Raw genomic sequence first — 17572 nt, forward strand, 5'->3', positions numbered from 1 at the left:
GTGATTATTTTGTATAACATTTTTTTGATACCACCCGCATAGCAGGTGGTTTTGTTGTTTCGTACTTCGTACTCAACCAGCTAAAGCCAAAAGCGTAAAATGAATAAAAGTGCCTTATATAAGGCACTTTTTATTCGGTTATAGGCTATTTTGCTACCAAAATGATACCAATAATATAGAGAGCATGTTCCTGATGAGAAATTGAATGTGTATTTTATATCTAATATTATTATTAGTTTGATAAATAATTACTCGTTCGATTTCCGCTTTTTCAAATTGGCAACATATCACTGGTTGAATCTAAATATGTTTTCAAGTCTTTATAACGCTTGGTTTGTTCGACAAGCATACTTAGTTCTTCATAAAAGAATTGTTTATATTTCCCCATAGTATTATCGATTATAATGGGTACTTTATTCACTATAAAATAGGATAGTTCATCATTGTCGGTTTGATATTTATATTTCAAAATGAAGTAGTTCAAAAGATTTTCGTATTGGCTATCACCTTTGTATACTTCTTTGGATTGTATAAAGGATTTAAGTTGATTGATTTTATTTGTCTTTTGATAAGAAATGCATAAATCGATACCTACAATATTCGCATAAGGTGAATCCATAGCTATATATTGTTCAAAATAATTTATGGCTATATCGTACATATCAATTCTAAAGGCTTGTAGACCGATATTTTTTAGAAGTTGAGATGTTTTAATTTTAGGTATGTTTGAATTGTGTGCTTCTACTGTATGATTTATTTGAGAAACTAATTTTTCAAATTTTTCTTTTTCTGTATTTGAAAAGGCAAATCCTTTTAGAGAATAAATGTCGAGAAGACGAATGTAATTGTTTTTAATGTAATATTCCTCTTCTAAATCTTGACAATAATCAAGCATTTCAGACAATTTGGATTGATTATATAAAATCATCATATGGTTTCCACGATTAATCATGCTGTTTGAATTTTTAAAATCAAAGTAGGAAAAATCATAAATACCACTAATTGTTCGTTTCTTAAAAACTAGATCCATCATGACTTCATAGAGGTTAGAATTGATAATGTTTTTTAGGGAAATAATATATTCAGTGCTTTGAAGAGTCGGAAGTTCAAATGAGGAATAATAGGTGTAGATCCATTTGAAACACTCGTAGTATTCATGAAAGAAAATGTATTCTTTGAATGGATTTAATTGTTTTACATAGGATTCAGAGATGGATATAAGCTTTTCTAAATTATAATAATCGCAAGCATTTAATAAATCAGAAAAAATGGAAGTTGGCAGGAATTCTTCAATACAATAATCCGTATTAAATTTTAGATTCACCTTTTTTAGTAATTCTTCATAAATAGAATCGTTTTTAATAATAACCCCCTGTTCTATTTTACTAAGTGTTTGTCGAGTGCATATTGGCTCATTATACTCATTTAACAAAAAAGAATTTTGTGATAGATGTTTAAATTGTTGAGTTCGATATACATGGATTAGATATCCAATTTTCTTCTTATCGGAATCATTGATCTTTAAATAATGCATAGTATTCCTCACTTCATAATTTACTTAATTTTAACATTTTTTATATTTGCGTAGAAGAATCAATTGTTGAAATAAAATGTTAAAAAAGAAAGATAACGGGATGTGATAGGTATATACTATTAAACTAAGTAGGGGATGGAAGAGAATGTGCCGATATATATTGAGAAATAAAAAATATTTTATAGGGACACTGTGTACTAGTTTATTTGCGGGTGTCGTACCTTTATTTTTGGCGTATGTAATCCAATTAATATCGGATGTTGCATTTAATAATCATTTTGAAAAAGCAGGTACATGCCTTTTTGCAAGTGTTTTATTTCTTGTGTATACATTGATGACGACTTCTGCTAATTCAATAATGAAGTCAACTTATAGGAAAAAATTAAAAACAGATTTGGGTGAAGATCTCTATTCTAGTTTGATGAATCAATCGTATTCTACGTTTAAAAAAGAGAAGATTGGAAATCAGTTATCTCTATTTACTAATGATATAAAAATGGTAGATGAATATTACTTTTATCCAATATTAAGTATGATTGTCGATATCATTGTGTCTGTTATTATTTTAATATACATTCTTCGCATTCATGTATTTGTAGGACTCATGATGGTTTTGATTGCAGTAGCAACACTTTTTGTGCCGAAGATGATGGAAAAAAGATTGAAAAAGTATTCGAACCAATTGTCTTCTTATTCAGGTATATATAATTCAAAATTAAAGGAGATATTTCAAAATTTCGATATCATATTGGATTTGGGCGTTCTAAAACAGTTCGTTGATAAAGGGAAAGAATGGATTGAAAACATGGAATATAAACAAAGAAATGTAAATATGGCAATATCTTTGACGGGAAACTGGGCTAATTGTATTGCGGCCACTTTTCAATTGATTTTCATGTTGCTGATTGGATTGATGATATTATATGGACATTTAGATATGATATATATGATGCCAATTGTAAATGTTTCTAATAATTTTATTTCGAATTTAAATGATATTTCAAGCAATCTTGCTGGATTTAAGTCGGTGTCGGACGTGAATTCGAAATTACTGAATATTATCGATTCTCATGGACAGGCAAATAAGTTTGTATCGAACTATGATGGAAATATCTATTTGGAACATGTATCTTTTGGCTATACTGAAAGTAAGATGATTATTGATGATTTATCTTTCAAATTTGAAAAGGGGAAAAAGTATGCGATTGTTGGTCCGAGTGGGTCCGGAAAATCTACAATTTTAAAATTGATTTTAGGATATTATCCAGTTCAAAAAGGAAATGTGAGTGTTTTGGATTCTAAGAATGTTTCTATGATTCATCAGGAAAGTCATATATTTGATGACACGATTCGAAATAACTTGAATATGGAGCTTGTACAAACAGATGAAACACTGTTGAAATGTATGGAATTTGTAGATTTACCAGAATTTAAATTAGACCAGAATATTTGTGAGGATGGAAGTAATCTTTCTGGTGGGCAAATTCAACGAATAGGAATTGCTCGTACAATCGCACATTTAAAAGAGGTGCTTTTGTGTGATGAAATAACAGCAAGTCTAGATGCACAGACGGCCATCGAAATTGAAAATCGAATATTGGATTTAAAAGAAGAAACTGTATTATATGTAACACATAAATATTTTGACGAAACACTTAAGAAGTTTGATTGTATCCTTGTATTTAAACAAGGACGGATTGTTGAACAGGGATCATTTGAAGAACTTATGAAAAATAAAGAGTACTTCTATAGCCTAAAAAACAAGGGACGTATTTAGAACCTCTTTCAACATTCAGTGATGAGGTTCAATTCGTGATATAATTAGGAACAAATAATGAATTACTTTTTGGAATTAGTAGGTGGGCAGTGCATGAATGATTACAGAGGATTATTGATTAAGAAACAACGAAAAGAGTTAGACATATCATTAGAAGCTTTATCACATGGGGTTTGTTCTCCTTCATACCTTTCTAAAATTGAAAATAATATCTTGGTCGCAAATGATGATATATACAATTTGTTGTTTAAAAAATTAGGGATTTCTACGATGGATACAATTAAAGAAGAAAAAATTAAACAGATGTTGGATCTTTTCTTTAAATACTATATGTCATCGGATTCAAAAATATTTAAGGTAATGGATGAATTGTTGGAATATAAAGATGAGGTTGTGTCATCCTGCTTATTTGTTCAATATCAATTGTTTTTACTGTATGCTTCCGAAATGAATTCTCAAATCAATATATCACTTGCTGAAGTGGAAGCGTATTATTCATACATGGATGATTCGCAAAGAGAATATTTTAATTTGTTTAGATTATCTTCTGGAAATATGGAACTATCTGATAATGAGGAATGGATATTTATACGAAGGTTGAAGGCCAAAGCCAATCTATGTGCGTATCAAAAAAATACTTTTGCGGCATACGATCTGTATAAAACATGTTTAAATTATGCGATTGAATTAGGAAATAAAAAATTGATTGCGGAAATTCTTTGCTCATTAGGATGGCTTTGTCTTGATATAGATTTAAATCAGGCTGAAAAATATTATACAAGTGCGGCTCAGTATGACTCACAATATAAAATGTTGGCTTTTTTTAATCTAGGAGCAACTATGATACAGCATAAGTATTGTATGGAAAAGGGGAATCAATATTTAAAGAAAGGATTAAAATCATGTACGGATGACTTTTTTGCGGTCAACTTTGCAGTCAAATATAAAGAGGCTTTATTTGTATATGCAATTCTAAAAGAGAATATACACGACGCAAAAAGATTAATCAAAGAATTGGATGATTCTAAGTATATTGATGTTTTCTCTATGATGCTAAATGAGGATTATCAATTGAATGTAGACTATCGGAATCGATTAAAAGAATTAAAAAATGATTCTTCTTTATTTAAATTTTTATTCATAAAAAATTGTGAATATTTGCATAAATATAAAGAGATTTGTGTCGCAAATAATTTTATTTAATATTAGTTTTGTGCAAGATCACACGATAAATTGAACTTAATAAAGACAAGAAACCCATTTATTTCTCAATGACTGTTTCTTGTCTTTTCTTTTGTCTTGAAAAATAATAACCCTAAGGAAAAGGGGGTTATTTATGTTTAAACTTGTTCAGAATCATAAAGTATTATATTTTATTTCGCTTATTCTCATTGTTTCATATTCAGTAGTGGATCTATTGAAATCAATCTTAATGAGCTATATATTTGATGATCATCTTCTAGATTCAATTTCAAGCCTTATAGTGATCGTATTGGTATTTTTAGGTGTCTATTTAATTGTTTCCTCTTTGCAACAATATGTAGTGGAGGTGTTGAAGAATAAAATACGTTATAGTTTAAATAAAAATTTGTATCAATCGTATGCTTCCAGGAATATAGAATCATTTCAAAAAAAGGATAGCAGTGAAATATTGAATGAATTTAATAATGAAGTGAATGTGGTAATTGATAATTATGTTTCTTCAAAATTAAATGTGTTCTCATTAACCATTTCATTGATATTGGGAAGTCTATATATCGCAAATCTAAGTGTAGAAATATTAATGTTTCTGCTCCTTTGTGCTTTTATAACGATTTTTATAAATAGTATTTTTAAGAATCGTTTAAAGAAGAATCAAATGAATTATTTGGCTTCAATGAAGCAATGGCTTTGTTCTATTAAAAATCTGTGTCGCTGTTTTAATGATATAAAGGTTTTAAATTTGGAAAAAGTATTTTGTGACAATCTGGACATTGAGAATAAGAATTTAGAACAAAGTACTCTAAAAAATAATGGATTTATAAAAATACTTACTTCTATAAATTCTTTTATTTCTCAAGCCATGTTTTTTTTGACATTGCTCTTTGGCATTGTATTAATACATTATAATCGATTAACAGTTGGACAATTATTAGGAATTGCACAAGCTAGTAATATGGTGATCATGCCAATCGTTAATTATGCAAATCTTCGAAACATGATTCAATCTTCTAAGCCAGTTCTACAAAAACTGTTGGATAATTCAATGTGCTATGAAGAAAATAAGCCAATTGTTTTTGATGAACAAATTCATGACATTAAGATTAAGCATTTAAGTTATTCTTATGGTGCTCGTCTAATATTGGATTTAAATAATTTGGTAATAAATCAGGGAAAAAAGTATTTAGTCATTGGAAAAAGTGGAGATGGTAAGAGTACGTTTTTAGACATTTTAACAAAGCAGAAGAAAGCAGATGGCATTTATGTGAACGATAAGGATTTGAAGGATGTTCAATTTAGCACATATGCCGAAAAGTTTTCTTATGTGAATCAAAAAAATGACTTATTACCGTTTTCCTTTGAACAAAATATTACTTTAGGAAGGAAAATGAGTAAATATTCCTTGAAAGATTTAGTAACTATATTTAATTTAGAATCAATATTTGATAAGGAAAGAGACAATCTTGATTTTGAACATTTGAATTTAAGCGGTGGAGAGAAGCAACGTATTTGTTTGGCAAGAGCGATATATAGAAATAAAAAATGGCTTTTCTTGGATGAAGCTTTTTCTGCAATCGATAAAGCAAATTCAGATCGAATACATCAATTCATTTTATCCAATCCAGATCTTACAGTACTATCTATTGAACATAAAGTAACAAAAGAAACAGTTTCTTTATACGATAAAGTCTTACTGTTTGAAAACAAAAAGATTGTATCTATGGATGTAGAAGAATATATAAATAGTATCTTTTAAGAAGAATAAGTGTCATTTATTTTAAATCGTATTTAAATTCATCTCAGGTATCTACCTGCTACCTGAATATTCCGTGTTGACTATGCCACCATGGAATATTTATTAATTCAGAAACATAAAAATCATTACCAAAATTATAAAAAAATTAAAGCTTTGGTAATGATTGATGCACATGACTTTTATCTGTTTTTATATATATAATAAAGCTCCTTATATCTTCTTTGAATTAAATATACTTCCTCTAGATCAGCTAGATAAAATTTCTGAAATCCATATGAAAATATATTTTGGCTATTTTGAAAAATAAACTCAATATCTTCTTGGTATTCTTTATTACTTAAATAATCAGGCTCTTTTAACTTGATGGCTAATGAATTCGATATCTTCTTTAAAAGATTTGATATTTTACTATCTTGTTTTGAGGTGAATTCATTTATCCAATTAATATAATAATTTGCTTTTTCATATTCTTTTAATTCGGTATATAAATATCCAAGTTTATGAACTACAAAAAAAGAGCTAATCGAAAAAGCGTACTTATCTGCTTCTAATGCTTCTAAATAATATTTTGCTTTTTCTATATTTTTCTTTTCGAGCATAGTTGCTCCCAAGTTATAATTGATGACAAAATTAATATCATATTTCATAAATGGAGCAAGATTTTCAAGCTTTTTAAAATACTTTACAGACTCATTAGTATTACTTAATTCCAAAGAACATAGTCCCAAGAGAAGAAGACAGCCATACATTAGATTAATGTTACAGTTTTCACAGGCCAATTCATAACATTTTTTTGTGCCCATATAAGCTTCGTTTATGTTCCCATTATGAAATAAGATATCACAATAAAAATAGTTCAACCATCCATATCTGTCTCCATCAATAATTTTTTCAAAATCTCTGAGTCTATTATTGGTATTCTTGTATCTTATAATCTTTAATAAATTATAAAAATACAACTCATTAAAATCTCCAAACTCAATCACTTCGCTTATCAAATCTAAGATTTCCTCATCAATATCTTGATTATTTATATGATATAAATCAAAGTTAGAAAAGAGTTTTGCAATATAGAAAAAGAGAATATATTCCGAATGAAGATAATTAGATTGCTCCTTCTCTATTTTTGCCATTAAATCTGATCTATCCAAATTTAACATAAGTCTTTGTATAAATAACTCTTTTAAAGGCTTAAGACGATTTGTATTTGCTTCTAAAATATCAATATTGATATTGCTCAATCTTTCTAATATTTGATTGATAATCTTAGGATTAATATTACTTTTGTTATTTTCTATTTTACTCAATGTTGAAGGGGTACATATTCCATCGCATAATTCTGAGATTGATTTTTTCTGTAGATATCGATTAATTTTTATATATTTACCGTAATTTACCATATATATTCATCTCCAAAAAAATATTTATAATATATATTCGATTTTATCATAGATCCGCTTTTCAAAAAATTTAATTTCAATATTTTACTATCAATGAAAAACTATTGTTTTTTTGAAATGTTCAAAAGAGTCGTTTGTCATAAGCAAAAAGTCATTTTTAATACTTATAAAATTGAAAGGTATTATTAGTTTTATGCCATTAGCGCTTTTTTTACTGATTTGAAAATAATTTAAAAAGTATAAATACGGAAATAATTCTTGAAATATTGATTTAAAACGTGTATAAATAGGATTGATATCGGAAAATATTTTAAAAATATTAACAGTGAAATGATTGATAGAATGCTGAAGTAGCATATTATACGAATGATTATATATGTAAATCATGTTACTTAAACCAACATGTGGTAGTGGTTGCCATTGAAAACAATCAATCAAGCCAAAAAGAAATTATTAACCTAATAGAATTGTTTATAAAGAATTTATTGGAGGAAAATGCATATGGAGTATAAAAGAAATATATATTTATTCTTAATCTTTGATTTTTTAACGAATTTATCACCATTAAGCTTTATTTATGCGCTTTTTCTTAAGCAACAAAATATGTCTTTAACACAAATTGGATTTATTATTTCAGTGTATCAGATTTCAAAACTTATTTTTGAAGTTCCAAGTGGTGTTTTTTCTGATAAATATGGTAGAAAAACATGTGCTTATATTGGACAGGTTTCACTAATTGTTTTTTTGATCTCTACTCTTATTACACGTTCATATAACTCCTTTTTATTGATTTCTATCATTCGAGGAATCTCTTTTGCGTTTTTATCCGGAACTGCTGACTGTATTTTTAGTGAGTCTATTTTAAAATGTTTTCCAGATAAAATGGATTACTATATGGGCATCGATAAAATATTGTTCTATTGTAGTATCGGATTGTCTAGTATAATTGGTGGCTTTTTGGCTAGATATAGCTATGCTACTGTATTCTACTTTGATATCGCTATACAAATTATATGCTTTATTTTTATATTTATATTTAAAGAAACACGGATGTTCAATAACAATCAGATAAAAGAACCTAAAGAGTGTTTTCGATTTTTTCGTGGTTTTGATTTTTTAAATTACAAAGTTATATATTTGATTCTGTTACCTGCAATTTTAGCAATATGCTTCCTTCCTTATGAGGATTATTATTCTGTATTACTAAAGTCACATAACATCACTGAAAACGTAATTGGTTTTATGTTCAGTTGTGTAATGTTCTCACAATCGGTATTTGGAATTTGTGCTCAAAAAATTAATTCAAAACTAGGATATGACTTTAGTGTTAGAAAACTGCCTTTTATTATAGTAACTTTATTTATAATAATGTCTATTTTTCAAGGACATATATTATTATCCTGGCTACTTTATGTTTGTTGTGCAAGTTTAATGAGCATTAATAATATTTCATACAATTCATGTCTTCAAAAAAGTATAGAAGATACAAATCGTGGTACGATTCTCTCTTTACGTAGTTTATTGATTGCTATAACAGGCATGCTTATTTCTCCATTGGTTGGACATTTTTCTGATATATATGGATTTTCTACAACATTTTTGTGTTGCGGAATGATTTGTTTAAGTTTGTTATTTATAACTTCTATATTGGCCAAAAAAATATGATTTTTCTTTAAACAACGGATCTATGATAATTTTTTGACCATTGCATATTTTATTGTGTTAGGCTGATTCACTCCCATTCTTTAATGGTGATAGTGCTAGATATTAAAATGCTTGTACTCAATATGTACTCACAGTGACTCCAAAATGAGTACAAAATATACGTAAAAGATCAGGAATATAAAATAATACAGGAAGTAATTGTGTAAATGACCATATAATGCATATGTTGTATGGATTTAAAAGTATACAAAATCGAGTTTGAATAATTCAATAAACATCAAAAGTACTTTATATAAGGTATTTTTTATATGCTGTTTTTGGCCGTAAGTACAAAATGAGTACACAATTTATTGAATGAATTATCGGGAACCGATAATTCACGGGTAGAAATCCATGTGAATTTTAATAAAAAAACGAAGACTGTGGTAATCTTCGCTATAAATTTCAGGCTGACATCCAATCGGATACCCAAGTGTTTTTACATGCATTATACAGCCTTCTGTACACATAACCATCTTCTAATTTATATTTCCATCGGTAAGTAGTTTGTTTTGAATTCTTGATGACTGTATTCTGTGTATTTGTGATTGATTGAATGTTTCGGGTTTTTCCAAGGTCTTTGTATGTTGGTAGTTTTTGTTCGTCTTGTATTTCTTTTAAGTTGGTATATCCACCTAAGATATATTGATTATCTAAATAAAGTAATAAGGATGGAGGATTGTTTTTGTTTTCGAATATATACGCATTTGAATTTGTGATTTCAAATGTATTTTCTGTTAACTCAGTATTTGTATAATATCCAGAAATGTTTATAAAGGTAGATAAGAAACAGACCAATATAGTTGAAACCAAAATAAAAGCATTTGTTTTCTTTTTGTGTAAACCTCTCATCATGTAATGAATTCGGTAATTAAGAATAAATCCATTTGAAGAAATATAGGACGTGAATGATTTCTGAGAGCATTGCTTCTGAATTTGAATCAGAGTCTGCATATAGGCAAAGCTCTCTTTTTCATCAAGATTTTGGATTATAGAATCATCAGTTTTCATTTCTAAATATAGGAAAATATATTTTTTGAAGAAATATATGGGGATAAACCACCAGTACATGCAACAAATAATATTTAATACGCCTTTGATTAGATTGTGATTCTTCTTGATATGGTAACTTTCATGCGCGAGGATTGAATTTATATCCGATTCTGAATAGTCAATTTCAGGAAACAAAATAGTTTTGTGTAATCCAATCACACAAGGTCCATAGATCAAATTCGATTTGTATACAGGATAAGATTGTCTATATCCAACAATTTGACTTTGTTTCATTATTTTTTTGTAGATATATTCTGTATGAATATAGTCTTTTGTGAAGTAGATTAAAAAGATTGCGCTTCCTATAAGCCACAATAAGATCAAGAGCTTTACTACATGTGTTTGATTGAAGAAATCCAAAAGCGGATTCATTACTTTTTGGATTGGAATATAGATCATATGTTTATGTTCAAACGGAAACAGTAAGCGAATAAAAATCAGACATATGATTAATAAGAGTGCATCTGTACGAAAGTATTCATATGCCTTTTTATGTTGTAGTATGAATCCAAAACACATTATGAATAAAGTAACACTGCATAATCCGGAGAAGAATGAAGTCAGAGAAAATGTCATTTTAATGCTCTTAATTTTTTCTCGATGAGTTTTTGAAGCTTTTCTAATTCTTCTAAATCATCCGTATTATTGACAAAGTTACTGGCTAATTGAAGTCTTGTATCATTGTTGATAAAAGAATCTACATATTCAGCTTGTGATACGAGTGGCTTATACTTACGTGTTAGAGATTTGTTGTTGAAGGCAATGTCGTATACTTCAATAAAATGTACTTCTAATAAATGGCGCAAAGCTTGTTGGATCGTGTAAATACTTAATTCTTCATTAGAGGTTTCTCTAATTTCACTTGCTGACATCTCAATGTGACTGTCCCATAGAATGTCCATAACACTTCTTTCTTTTTTTGTTAGTTGTATCATAATTATCACCCAATATAATTTTAACATTGTTTTAAAAATACGCAATATAAATTTAAATACGAAACACTTGCAAAAATATACAATCGGAATATAATGAAGATAGGAAAACGTTTTCGCAAAAAAGAAGGAGTAAAAGACTTATGAAAAAGAGAGCGATGTATATTTTATGTTTATCTGCTGTTGTAGGATTTTGTACCTTTAAAGCATTTGCAGCAAGTTATCATGAACCTATCCAAGTGGAAAGTCCTACTATAAATGTTGATGCTGATTCAGAGATACAGGCTCAACAATATGTGGATTTTAAATTTAAAGGATTAAAGAATAGTCAGCATATTATTCTAGTAAAAGGTGGTGGCTATTTACTTAATGAAGATGGTTCAGATGCGGATAAATCTGATTTACAGGATGGGGATCGAATTATCACAGTGAAGCAGGCAAAAGAAATTGAAAAAGCATCATATTTAGAGGATGAAGATTAATGGAGGGAGTGAAACAATGAAAAAGATTCGATTATTAATTCCTTTGTTTATTGGTTTAGTTGCTGTTTCGGCTTATCCCGCTTTTGCAAGATCGAGTGAAGAACCGGTCAATGTTGAAAAAGTGAATGAAGCAAATGAGAATGTAGGCTATTTTCCTGGATGTGATGATGATGAAAAAGTGATTCCATTAGGGGATGGCTTTCTAGGTGGAGAAGCTTACTTACAAAATGGGAATGAAGAGATCTACTTGAATAGTGAAACGGATTCAAGTGCAATTACTGTTAAAGAAGCAAAGGAAATCTTAGAAAGCCGACAGGTAGAGTCTGACGATCAATAATTTAGGTTAGCTATGTAAAATACCATACACATGATATGTATGGTATATTTTTTTTTTTTTTTGAATCCTTATTCGTTTTTGTCGTTAAGATTATTGATGTTACCTGTGATAACTGTGAATTTTTCTTCGGAGTTGTTTGATTCTTTCTCGTCATTCAATTCTTTTTGTAGCGCCATTACCTGTGTTTCCATCATTTCTTTTTCTGATGTTCCTCTGTATTTTTTAAATGAGATTGGAATCATATATTTCTCATATATCTGTGATTTCTTGTTTAAAGATTCTTCTTCTGAAATCAAGTGGTTTGAGTAATCAAAACATATGGATTGCATCTCATATAAATAGGAAATTAGATTGTCGCCAAGAGCATCATTATTCAACAATGTAAAAGTTACTTTAGGATGAATACATTCACTTTTGTCTTTAGAAGAACTATGACTCATTTCAGCTTCTACCTGAAATGAAAGGCCGTCAATTTCGAACAGTTGGCTGATCATATTGCCGATATCCGTGACTGTTAATATTGTGTCAGGAACAGAATTGTATCCGTTTAGCCATTCGGCTAGGAGCTATATTCGAGAAATAAAAAAAGACATAGATGCTGCCTGCATACGTGCATTTACAGTCAAAGATTTTGTTCAAGACATGAAGCTGGAAGGATATTCATTTGAAGAAGTGGAAGGACTGGACTGCGTAGTTCATCCTAATTATGATAAGCCAATACCATTGTTGTTGCTGGGACAAAGATATTCTTTGGATTGTATTGAACAGAGAATAGAAAAAGAAGAAGTTAGATATGTTCCATTAAAGATCGTTTACAAACAAAAAGATGCAGATCGTATTTATGGACAATATAAAAGTGGAATGTTTAAAGGTTTTATGAAAGAAGTAGTCAAATTTCAAGTGTTGTTAGGTATTCTTCCGAATTATTCTGCAACGAAAATAAAACTTTCAAAAAATACGAAAAGAATGTAGAAAGCTCGATCTTATCACAAATGCAACAACGATCATGGCAAAAAATGATATTGATACATTAGAAAAACTAGAATCCTATGTAGACTTACTAGATAAACAGATGAATGGATTACTGGCACAAAGAAAGCACTTATATTCCAGATCCTACAAAGAAAAGGATCTAATTGCCAAGGCAAAACTATCTAAAGAAGCAAAAGCACTAACGCCGAATATTAAAGTATTAAGAAGTCAGATCAAGAGTCTAGACTATATAAGAAAATGTTTATCAAAGTATAGAGAGTATAATAAACAGTTAGAAAAACATCTGAATATGGATAAACAAAGAGTTTGAATAAATGATGTTTTACTCAAGTTTTAATTAATGATAGATAAATGCTGTATGAACAGGGGATAAGATAATATAAATCAGGGAAATATCTTTATTTTCAATGCTGTGGTGGGTTGTTGGCATATGCTCTTTATTTGATTAGTTAATATTACTTATGATAAACGTTATGGTATACTGATTGTAAGATGTAATATAAGATGAAGGTAATAAAACATGGAATTGACAGATTTAACTATAGATCAAATTGCAAATGGATATATTGAAACAGAATTTACGTATGAATGCATATATTGTGATTTTAAAACTTATAAAGAGGAAGTTTATAATTATAATAATAAGTTTTATACAGCTTTAGGAATGATAAAATTACATATTGCGATTGAACATGAATCAAGTTTGAATATGCTTTTGAGTTTGTCGAAAAAAGAAAATGGACTGTCAGAACATCAAGTGAATCTGATAAATATGATTAATAAAGGCTATTCTGATAAACAGATTGCCAGTAATTTAAATTTGAAGGAATCTACTATACGATATCAAAGATTTACAATGAGAGAAAAAGAAAAGCAAAGTAAAATTTATCTGGCAATAATGAAAAATTTAAACCAAAAACCAGATGATTCTTTTTTGAATATACATAATACAGCAAAACAAGTTGATGAAAGGTATATTGCGACAATAGAAGATGAAGAAAAAGTGAAACAGGATTTTTTTGAATCACTGAATCCTTTAAAACTAAAGATAATACCAAGAAAAGAAAAGTACAAAATAATTGTTTTAAGATTGATATGTCAACAATTAACTAAAAGTAAATATTCTGAAACTGAATTAAATGATGTGTTGAAAAATATTTATGAGGATTATGCATCTTTAAGAAGAAGTTTAATCGAATATGGCTTTTTTACTAGAGATGCATTTGGAAAAATATATAATAAATGTGTCTGATGAATTGATGTTAAAGAATCACAAAAAGATGATATTGAAATCTACATAAAATAGTTCTTATAAGTTGTATTGATTCATATATTTTTTAAGCATAACTAGCACAAAATTACTATTGTGCCGGCTATGCCTTTTTTTTCTTTGAAAAGTGATTTGGATTAAAAACAAAACAAAATAATTAAATGTTGTAAAATAGTAAAACAAACTATATAATAGTTTGCGAAAGGTGAGTGCTTATGAAAAAAGAAATTTGCCGTTTTTTTTGCGATGAAACAAATTCAAAGCTTAGAATAATACCACATAAGAATAAAGATAAGATAGAGATTCTAAATTTGGTAATTGATCATTTTGAAAGCAATGTATTTTATAGAGAGAGTGAAGTAAATCGGATACTAAAGGGAGTCTATGATGATTTTCCATTATTAAGACGATATCTAGTAGATTTTAACTTTTTATATCGAGATATGAATGGATATGTATATTGGAAAAACAACTATTATGAAGTTTTAGATATTCCAAATAAAGATGAAATATATAGGTTCATTATTGATTCTTTTACAGAAAGCACAAGGATTCCAGTTGAATTTGGAGTTATAAATGAAATTTTAAAATTTGATTTGCATTTTTATTTGAATTCAAAATTAGTGATTTTTGATAAAACAGAAATACGTTTAAATAAAAGTATGTTTAAATTATCCAATTTTAATTTTTATGCACCTATTGTAGAAAAGCAATTTATAGTAAAAAATACAATGACAGAAAATACAGTAAAAATCAACTCAGAAATCTCTGTGTTGAATAACGTAGCTGATATAGATGATGTAATATTTTTACGTATGTTAAATTTGGGGCTTATAGTATTAAAGAATGATTGAAGATAACAAAATTACTGCAGAACGAGAAGTATGTGGGTCACATACAAAATATATATATAGATAGATAGCGGGCACTGTTTGATTCTCTTTCTGCATAAAGGGGGGATTATGTTGAATAATGAAAAAAGGTATTTAATATCAAGATTTGTTAATTTAATTGGGAATAGTATATATAATATTTGCATTCCTTTATATTTATTAGAAAAATTTGAATCTTTAATGATAACGGGTGCTTTTTTTACACTGGTTCAGATACCAATGGTGGTTTTGTTGCCTTTTATTGGAAGCTTCCTAAAAAATAAAAATTTAAAGCATACCATGCTAGCATCGAATGTTATATCAGTTGTAATTTTTGTTATGGTCTTTATCAATGAGCAATTTTTCTCGTCGTCATTTATTTTATTTATGATTTTGACAATGCTTGAGAAAATCAATGTTGCTATATTTAATATTTCTTCTCAAAGTGCTTTTCCAATTTTGTTTGAAAAAAAGGATATAGATGAGATAAATAGTTTGAAAAGTGTACTTGATAATTTTGCAGCATTATTAGGACCAACCTTGGGAACTGTAATATATTCAAAAGGTGGTTTTTCTGTGGTTGTTGGAATAAATATTTTGTCTTTTGCTCTTTGTTTTTTGATGTTGTTACATTTAAAGTATATTGATAAATGTGGACCTTCTATACAAAAAAAGAATAAGATAAAAGACATATATGAAGGATTAGTGTATATAAAGAGTAATTCAAATATTATGTTATTATTTTTGACTTTTATGATTTTGAATTTTTTAGTAGCACCAACTGAAAATGTATTTGCACCTGCGATTATAAAAGTGATTTATAAATTTTCTGATAGTTTATTTGGCTTAACTAGTACAGCCGTAAGCATAGGAGTGATTACTGCAGGTGCTTGTATGAGTATATTTAAGAAAAAGAGTAACATTCTTTATGCATTTTATACTCAATCGATAATTATGATTGTAACAGGAATACTTTCACTTTTTTTAAGAGGTCAACCAATGATATTTTTCACGATTTATATAATTCTTTGTTTGCTTTCAGGCTATTCTTCTACACTGGTTAATGTTCCTATGATCGGCTATTTTCAAAAAAATGTGGAGATAGATCAGCAAACCCAATTTTTTTCTATAATGACATTGTTTTCAAATATAGCTGTACCACTAGGAACTTTTATAGCAGGAATAATGTGCGAGCTATTTGGAGGGGATGGGGCATATTTAATGAACGGAATAATTATGTTTATATATTTATACATTATGAGAAGGGATATAAAAAATGTGAAGATTTGATATAAACATAGATTTTTTAGGATTATTGGAATTTGTGAAGAACAGGGTAGTGACTTTGATCGAATGGGGAATGAATTAAAAATTTAAGTACCAAAAGTAGAAACAGCTGAAGATTTTACAAGAACTAAACTTTATTGGTGTAAAGATTTAAATGAATGGCCTAAAACAGATAGAATAAGAACGTGTTATTGTTATGTGAACGATATTGAAGTATCAAATAGTGTTCTAAGAGAAAGATTTGGAATTCAAGAAAATAGAAAGTCATTAGTTTCAAAAATTATTTCAAACTCTATAGAAGCAGGTTATATTAAGCTGTCAGATGAAATTGCTGCAGTAAAAATGAGAAGATATATTCCAGATTGAGCTTAATTTTTGTTCACGGTCGTTCATGCTGTGATTGATGAAACAAATTTAGTTGGATACATCAATTCATTTTATTCAATCCATATCTTACAGTATTGTCTATAGAATATTGATGTTAGTATATAAACCAGAACTAGATTCTTTATATGATAATGTATTACTATTTGGAAACAAAAGGATTGTATCTATGGATGTGGAAGAATACTTAAATGGTAGCTTAAAAATGTACAGTCGGCTTGCTCATTTAAGAATGTACATTTCTGATTACACTTTGATATAATCTTTGAGGTTTACAAGTAAGTACATAAGTGTTAATCAACATGAAAGTAAACAACAATGTAGAAATAGGTCCTTAAATGATCTTTTATATTGATAAGATTGCAGAAGGTAGGCAGTATTAAGGTACATAAATCAGAAATCGCAAGAGAACCTGGTGTTTGGTTATGCACGCTTGTACTCAATATGCACTCACAGTGACTCCAAAATGAGTGCAGAATATACATAAAAGATTTGGAATATAAAATAATGTGAGTACCCATCTAACGACCCCATGTACTAAATAGACATCGATATCGTCAATATAACAGGTACTATATCCTTGTACAAAGG

At 28.5% G+C, this 17572-nt stretch carries 18 protein-coding genes; 13 read left to right on the plus strand and 5 right to left on the minus strand.

Going from position 1 to position 17572, the window contains the following annotated elements:
• Nucleotides 1-271: 271 nt before the first annotated feature.
• Nucleotides 272-1534: a hypothetical protein gene (locus LJE08_RS09600; RefSeq protein WP_227403042.1), complete on the minus strand. Its 1263-nt coding sequence runs from the start codon at nt 1532-1534 to the stop codon at nt 272-274.
• Between the two features lie 145 nt (nt 1535-1679).
• On the opposite strand from LJE08_RS09600, the gene LJE08_RS09605 reads away from it, so the two are divergent.
• From LJE08_RS09605 to LJE08_RS09615, 3 genes are all read left to right on the plus strand, one after another.
• On the plus strand, nt 1680-3311 hold the full coding sequence (locus LJE08_RS09605; protein WP_227403043.1) for an ABC transporter ATP-binding protein: 1632 nt from the start codon (nt 1680-1682) through the stop codon (nt 3309-3311).
• A gap of 93 nt (nt 3312-3404) precedes the next feature.
• Nucleotides 3405-4514 carry a helix-turn-helix domain-containing protein gene (locus LJE08_RS09610; RefSeq protein WP_227403044.1) on the plus strand — a complete coding sequence of 370 codons (1110 nt, stop codon included), beginning with the start codon at nt 3405-3407 and terminating at the stop codon, nt 4512-4514.
• A gap of 133 nt (nt 4515-4647) precedes the next feature.
• Entirely contained in the window at nt 4648-6267 is a 1620-nt protein-coding gene (locus tag LJE08_RS09615; RefSeq protein ID WP_227403045.1) for an ABC transporter ATP-binding protein, read from the plus strand.
• Between the two features lie 179 nt (nt 6268-6446).
• Here the strand turns inward: LJE08_RS09615 and LJE08_RS09620 are convergent, their stop codons facing one another.
• Nucleotides 6447-7667, minus strand: a complete 1221-nt coding sequence (locus tag LJE08_RS09620; RefSeq protein ID WP_227403046.1) for a helix-turn-helix domain-containing protein — start codon at nt 7665-7667, stop codon at nt 6447-6449.
• Between the two features lie 501 nt (nt 7668-8168).
• Here LJE08_RS09620 and LJE08_RS09625 point away from each other — a divergent pair.
• The gene (locus LJE08_RS09625; protein ID WP_227403047.1) at nt 8169-9332 is read left to right on the plus strand and encodes an MFS transporter; all 1164 of its coding nucleotides are present in this window, start codon (nt 8169-8171) and stop codon (nt 9330-9332) included.
• Between the two features lie 444 nt (nt 9333-9776).
• Here the strand turns inward: LJE08_RS09625 and LJE08_RS09630 are convergent, their stop codons facing one another.
• Both LJE08_RS09630 and LJE08_RS09635 read right to left on the minus strand, forming a co-directional pair.
• Nucleotides 9777-10823 carry a M56 family metallopeptidase gene (locus LJE08_RS09630; RefSeq protein WP_227403048.1) on the minus strand — a complete coding sequence of 349 codons (1047 nt, stop codon included), beginning with the start codon at nt 10821-10823 and terminating at the stop codon, nt 9777-9779.
• Nucleotides 10824-10996: 173 nt separating this feature from the next.
• Nucleotides 10997-11359 (minus strand): BlaI/MecI/CopY family transcriptional regulator, encoded by a 363-nt coding sequence (locus LJE08_RS09635; RefSeq protein WP_227403049.1) that lies wholly within the window; start codon nt 11357-11359, stop codon nt 10997-10999.
• Between the two features lie 140 nt (nt 11360-11499).
• Between LJE08_RS09635 and LJE08_RS09640 the strand changes: the two genes are divergently transcribed.
• A complete protein-coding gene (locus tag LJE08_RS09640; RefSeq protein ID WP_227403050.1) occupies nt 11500-11838 on the plus strand; it encodes a hypothetical protein in 339 nt (112 codons plus the stop codon).
• Between the two features lie 16 nt (nt 11839-11854).
• Nucleotides 11855-12175 carry a hypothetical protein gene (locus LJE08_RS09645; protein ID WP_227403051.1) on the plus strand — a complete coding sequence of 107 codons (321 nt, stop codon included), beginning with the start codon at nt 11855-11857 and terminating at the stop codon, nt 12173-12175.
• A gap of 68 nt (nt 12176-12243) precedes the next feature.
• On the opposite strand, the gene LJE08_RS09650 is transcribed toward LJE08_RS09645, so the two are convergent.
• Nucleotides 12244-12669: a hypothetical protein gene (locus LJE08_RS09650; protein ID WP_227403052.1), complete on the minus strand. Its 426-nt coding sequence runs from the start codon at nt 12667-12669 to the stop codon at nt 12244-12246.
• Between the two features lie 28 nt (nt 12670-12697).
• On the opposite strand from LJE08_RS09650, the gene LJE08_RS09655 reads away from it, so the two are divergent.
• The 7 genes from LJE08_RS09655 to LJE08_RS09685 all read left to right on the plus strand — a co-directional run bounded on the left by LJE08_RS09655 (nt 12698) and on the right by LJE08_RS09685 (nt 17243).
• On the plus strand, nt 12698-13147 hold the full coding sequence (locus tag LJE08_RS09655; RefSeq protein ID WP_227403053.1) for a hypothetical protein: 450 nt from the start codon (nt 12698-12700) through the stop codon (nt 13145-13147).
• Between the two features lie 34 nt (nt 13148-13181).
• On the plus strand, nt 13182-13478 hold the full coding sequence (locus LJE08_RS09660; RefSeq protein ID WP_227403054.1) for a hypothetical protein: 297 nt from the start codon (nt 13182-13184) through the stop codon (nt 13476-13478).
• 210 nt (nt 13479-13688) lie between these two features.
• Nucleotides 13689-14420 (plus strand): DUF2087 domain-containing protein, encoded by a 732-nt coding sequence (locus LJE08_RS09665; RefSeq protein ID WP_227403055.1) that lies wholly within the window; start codon nt 13689-13691, stop codon nt 14418-14420.
• 233 nt (nt 14421-14653) lie between these two features.
• Nucleotides 14654-15292, plus strand: coding sequence for a DUF2087 domain-containing protein (locus LJE08_RS09670; RefSeq protein ID WP_227403056.1), 639 nt, complete (start codon nt 14654-14656; stop codon nt 15290-15292).
• Nucleotides 15293-15400: 108 nt separating this feature from the next.
• On the plus strand, nt 15401-16600 hold the full coding sequence (locus tag LJE08_RS09675) for an MFS transporter (protein ID WP_227403057.1): 1200 nt from the start codon (nt 15401-15403) through the stop codon (nt 16598-16600).
• Between the two features lie 195 nt (nt 16601-16795).
• Nucleotides 16796-16963 carry a hypothetical protein gene (locus LJE08_RS09680; RefSeq protein ID WP_227403058.1) on the plus strand — a complete coding sequence of 56 codons (168 nt, stop codon included), beginning with the start codon at nt 16796-16798 and terminating at the stop codon, nt 16961-16963.
• Nucleotides 16964-17075: 112 nt separating this feature from the next.
• Entirely contained in the window at nt 17076-17243 is a 168-nt protein-coding gene (locus LJE08_RS09685) for a hypothetical protein (protein ID WP_227403059.1), read from the plus strand.
• The last annotated feature ends 329 nt before the right edge of the window (nt 17244-17572 follow it).

Source organism: Holdemanella sp. DFI.5.55, from assembly GCF_020593575.1.
GTDB classification, from domain to species: domain Bacteria; phylum Bacillota_I; class Bacilli_A; order Erysipelotrichales; family Erysipelotrichaceae; genus Holdemanella; species Holdemanella hominis.

Coding starts and splice junctions, on each gene's coding strand:
- LJE08_RS09600 (WP_227403042.1), bottom strand. CDS start 1,534: ATGCATTATTTAAAGATCAATGATTCCGATAAGAAGAAAATTGGATAT.
- LJE08_RS09605 (WP_227403043.1), top strand. CDS start 1,680: ATGTGCCGATATATATTGAGAAATAAAAAATATTTTATAGGGACACTG.
- LJE08_RS09610 (WP_227403044.1), top strand. CDS start 3,405: ATGAATGATTACAGAGGATTATTGATTAAGAAACAACGAAAAGAGTTA.
- LJE08_RS09615 (WP_227403045.1), top strand. CDS start 4,648: ATGTTTAAACTTGTTCAGAATCATAAAGTATTATATTTTATTTCGCTT.
- LJE08_RS09620 (WP_227403046.1), bottom strand. CDS start 7,667: ATGGTAAATTACGGTAAATATATAAAAATTAATCGATATCTACAGAAA.
- LJE08_RS09625 (WP_227403047.1), top strand. CDS start 8,169: ATGGAGTATAAAAGAAATATATATTTATTCTTAATCTTTGATTTTTTA.
- LJE08_RS09630 (WP_227403048.1), bottom strand. CDS start 10,823: ATGATCTATATTCCAATCCAAAAAGTAATGAATCCGCTTTTGGATTTC.
- LJE08_RS09635 (WP_227403049.1), bottom strand. CDS start 11,359: ATGATACAACTAACAAAAAAAGAAAGAAGTGTTATGGACATTCTATGG.
- LJE08_RS09640 (WP_227403050.1), top strand. CDS start 11,500: ATGAAAAAGAGAGCGATGTATATTTTATGTTTATCTGCTGTTGTAGGA.
- LJE08_RS09645 (WP_227403051.1), top strand. CDS start 11,855: ATGAAAAAGATTCGATTATTAATTCCTTTGTTTATTGGTTTAGTTGCT.
- LJE08_RS09650 (WP_227403052.1), bottom strand. CDS start 12,669: ATGATCAGCCAACTGTTCGAAATTGACGGCCTTTCATTTCAGGTAGAA.
- LJE08_RS09660 (WP_227403054.1), top strand. CDS start 13,182: ATGGCAAAAAATGATATTGATACATTAGAAAAACTAGAATCCTATGTA.
- LJE08_RS09665 (WP_227403055.1), top strand. CDS start 13,689: ATGGAATTGACAGATTTAACTATAGATCAAATTGCAAATGGATATATT.
- LJE08_RS09670 (WP_227403056.1), top strand. CDS start 14,654: ATGAAAAAAGAAATTTGCCGTTTTTTTTGCGATGAAACAAATTCAAAG.
- LJE08_RS09675 (WP_227403057.1), top strand. CDS start 15,401: ATGTTGAATAATGAAAAAAGGTATTTAATATCAAGATTTGTTAATTTA.
- LJE08_RS09685 (WP_227403059.1), top strand. CDS start 17,076: ATGTTAGTATATAAACCAGAACTAGATTCTTTATATGATAATGTATTA.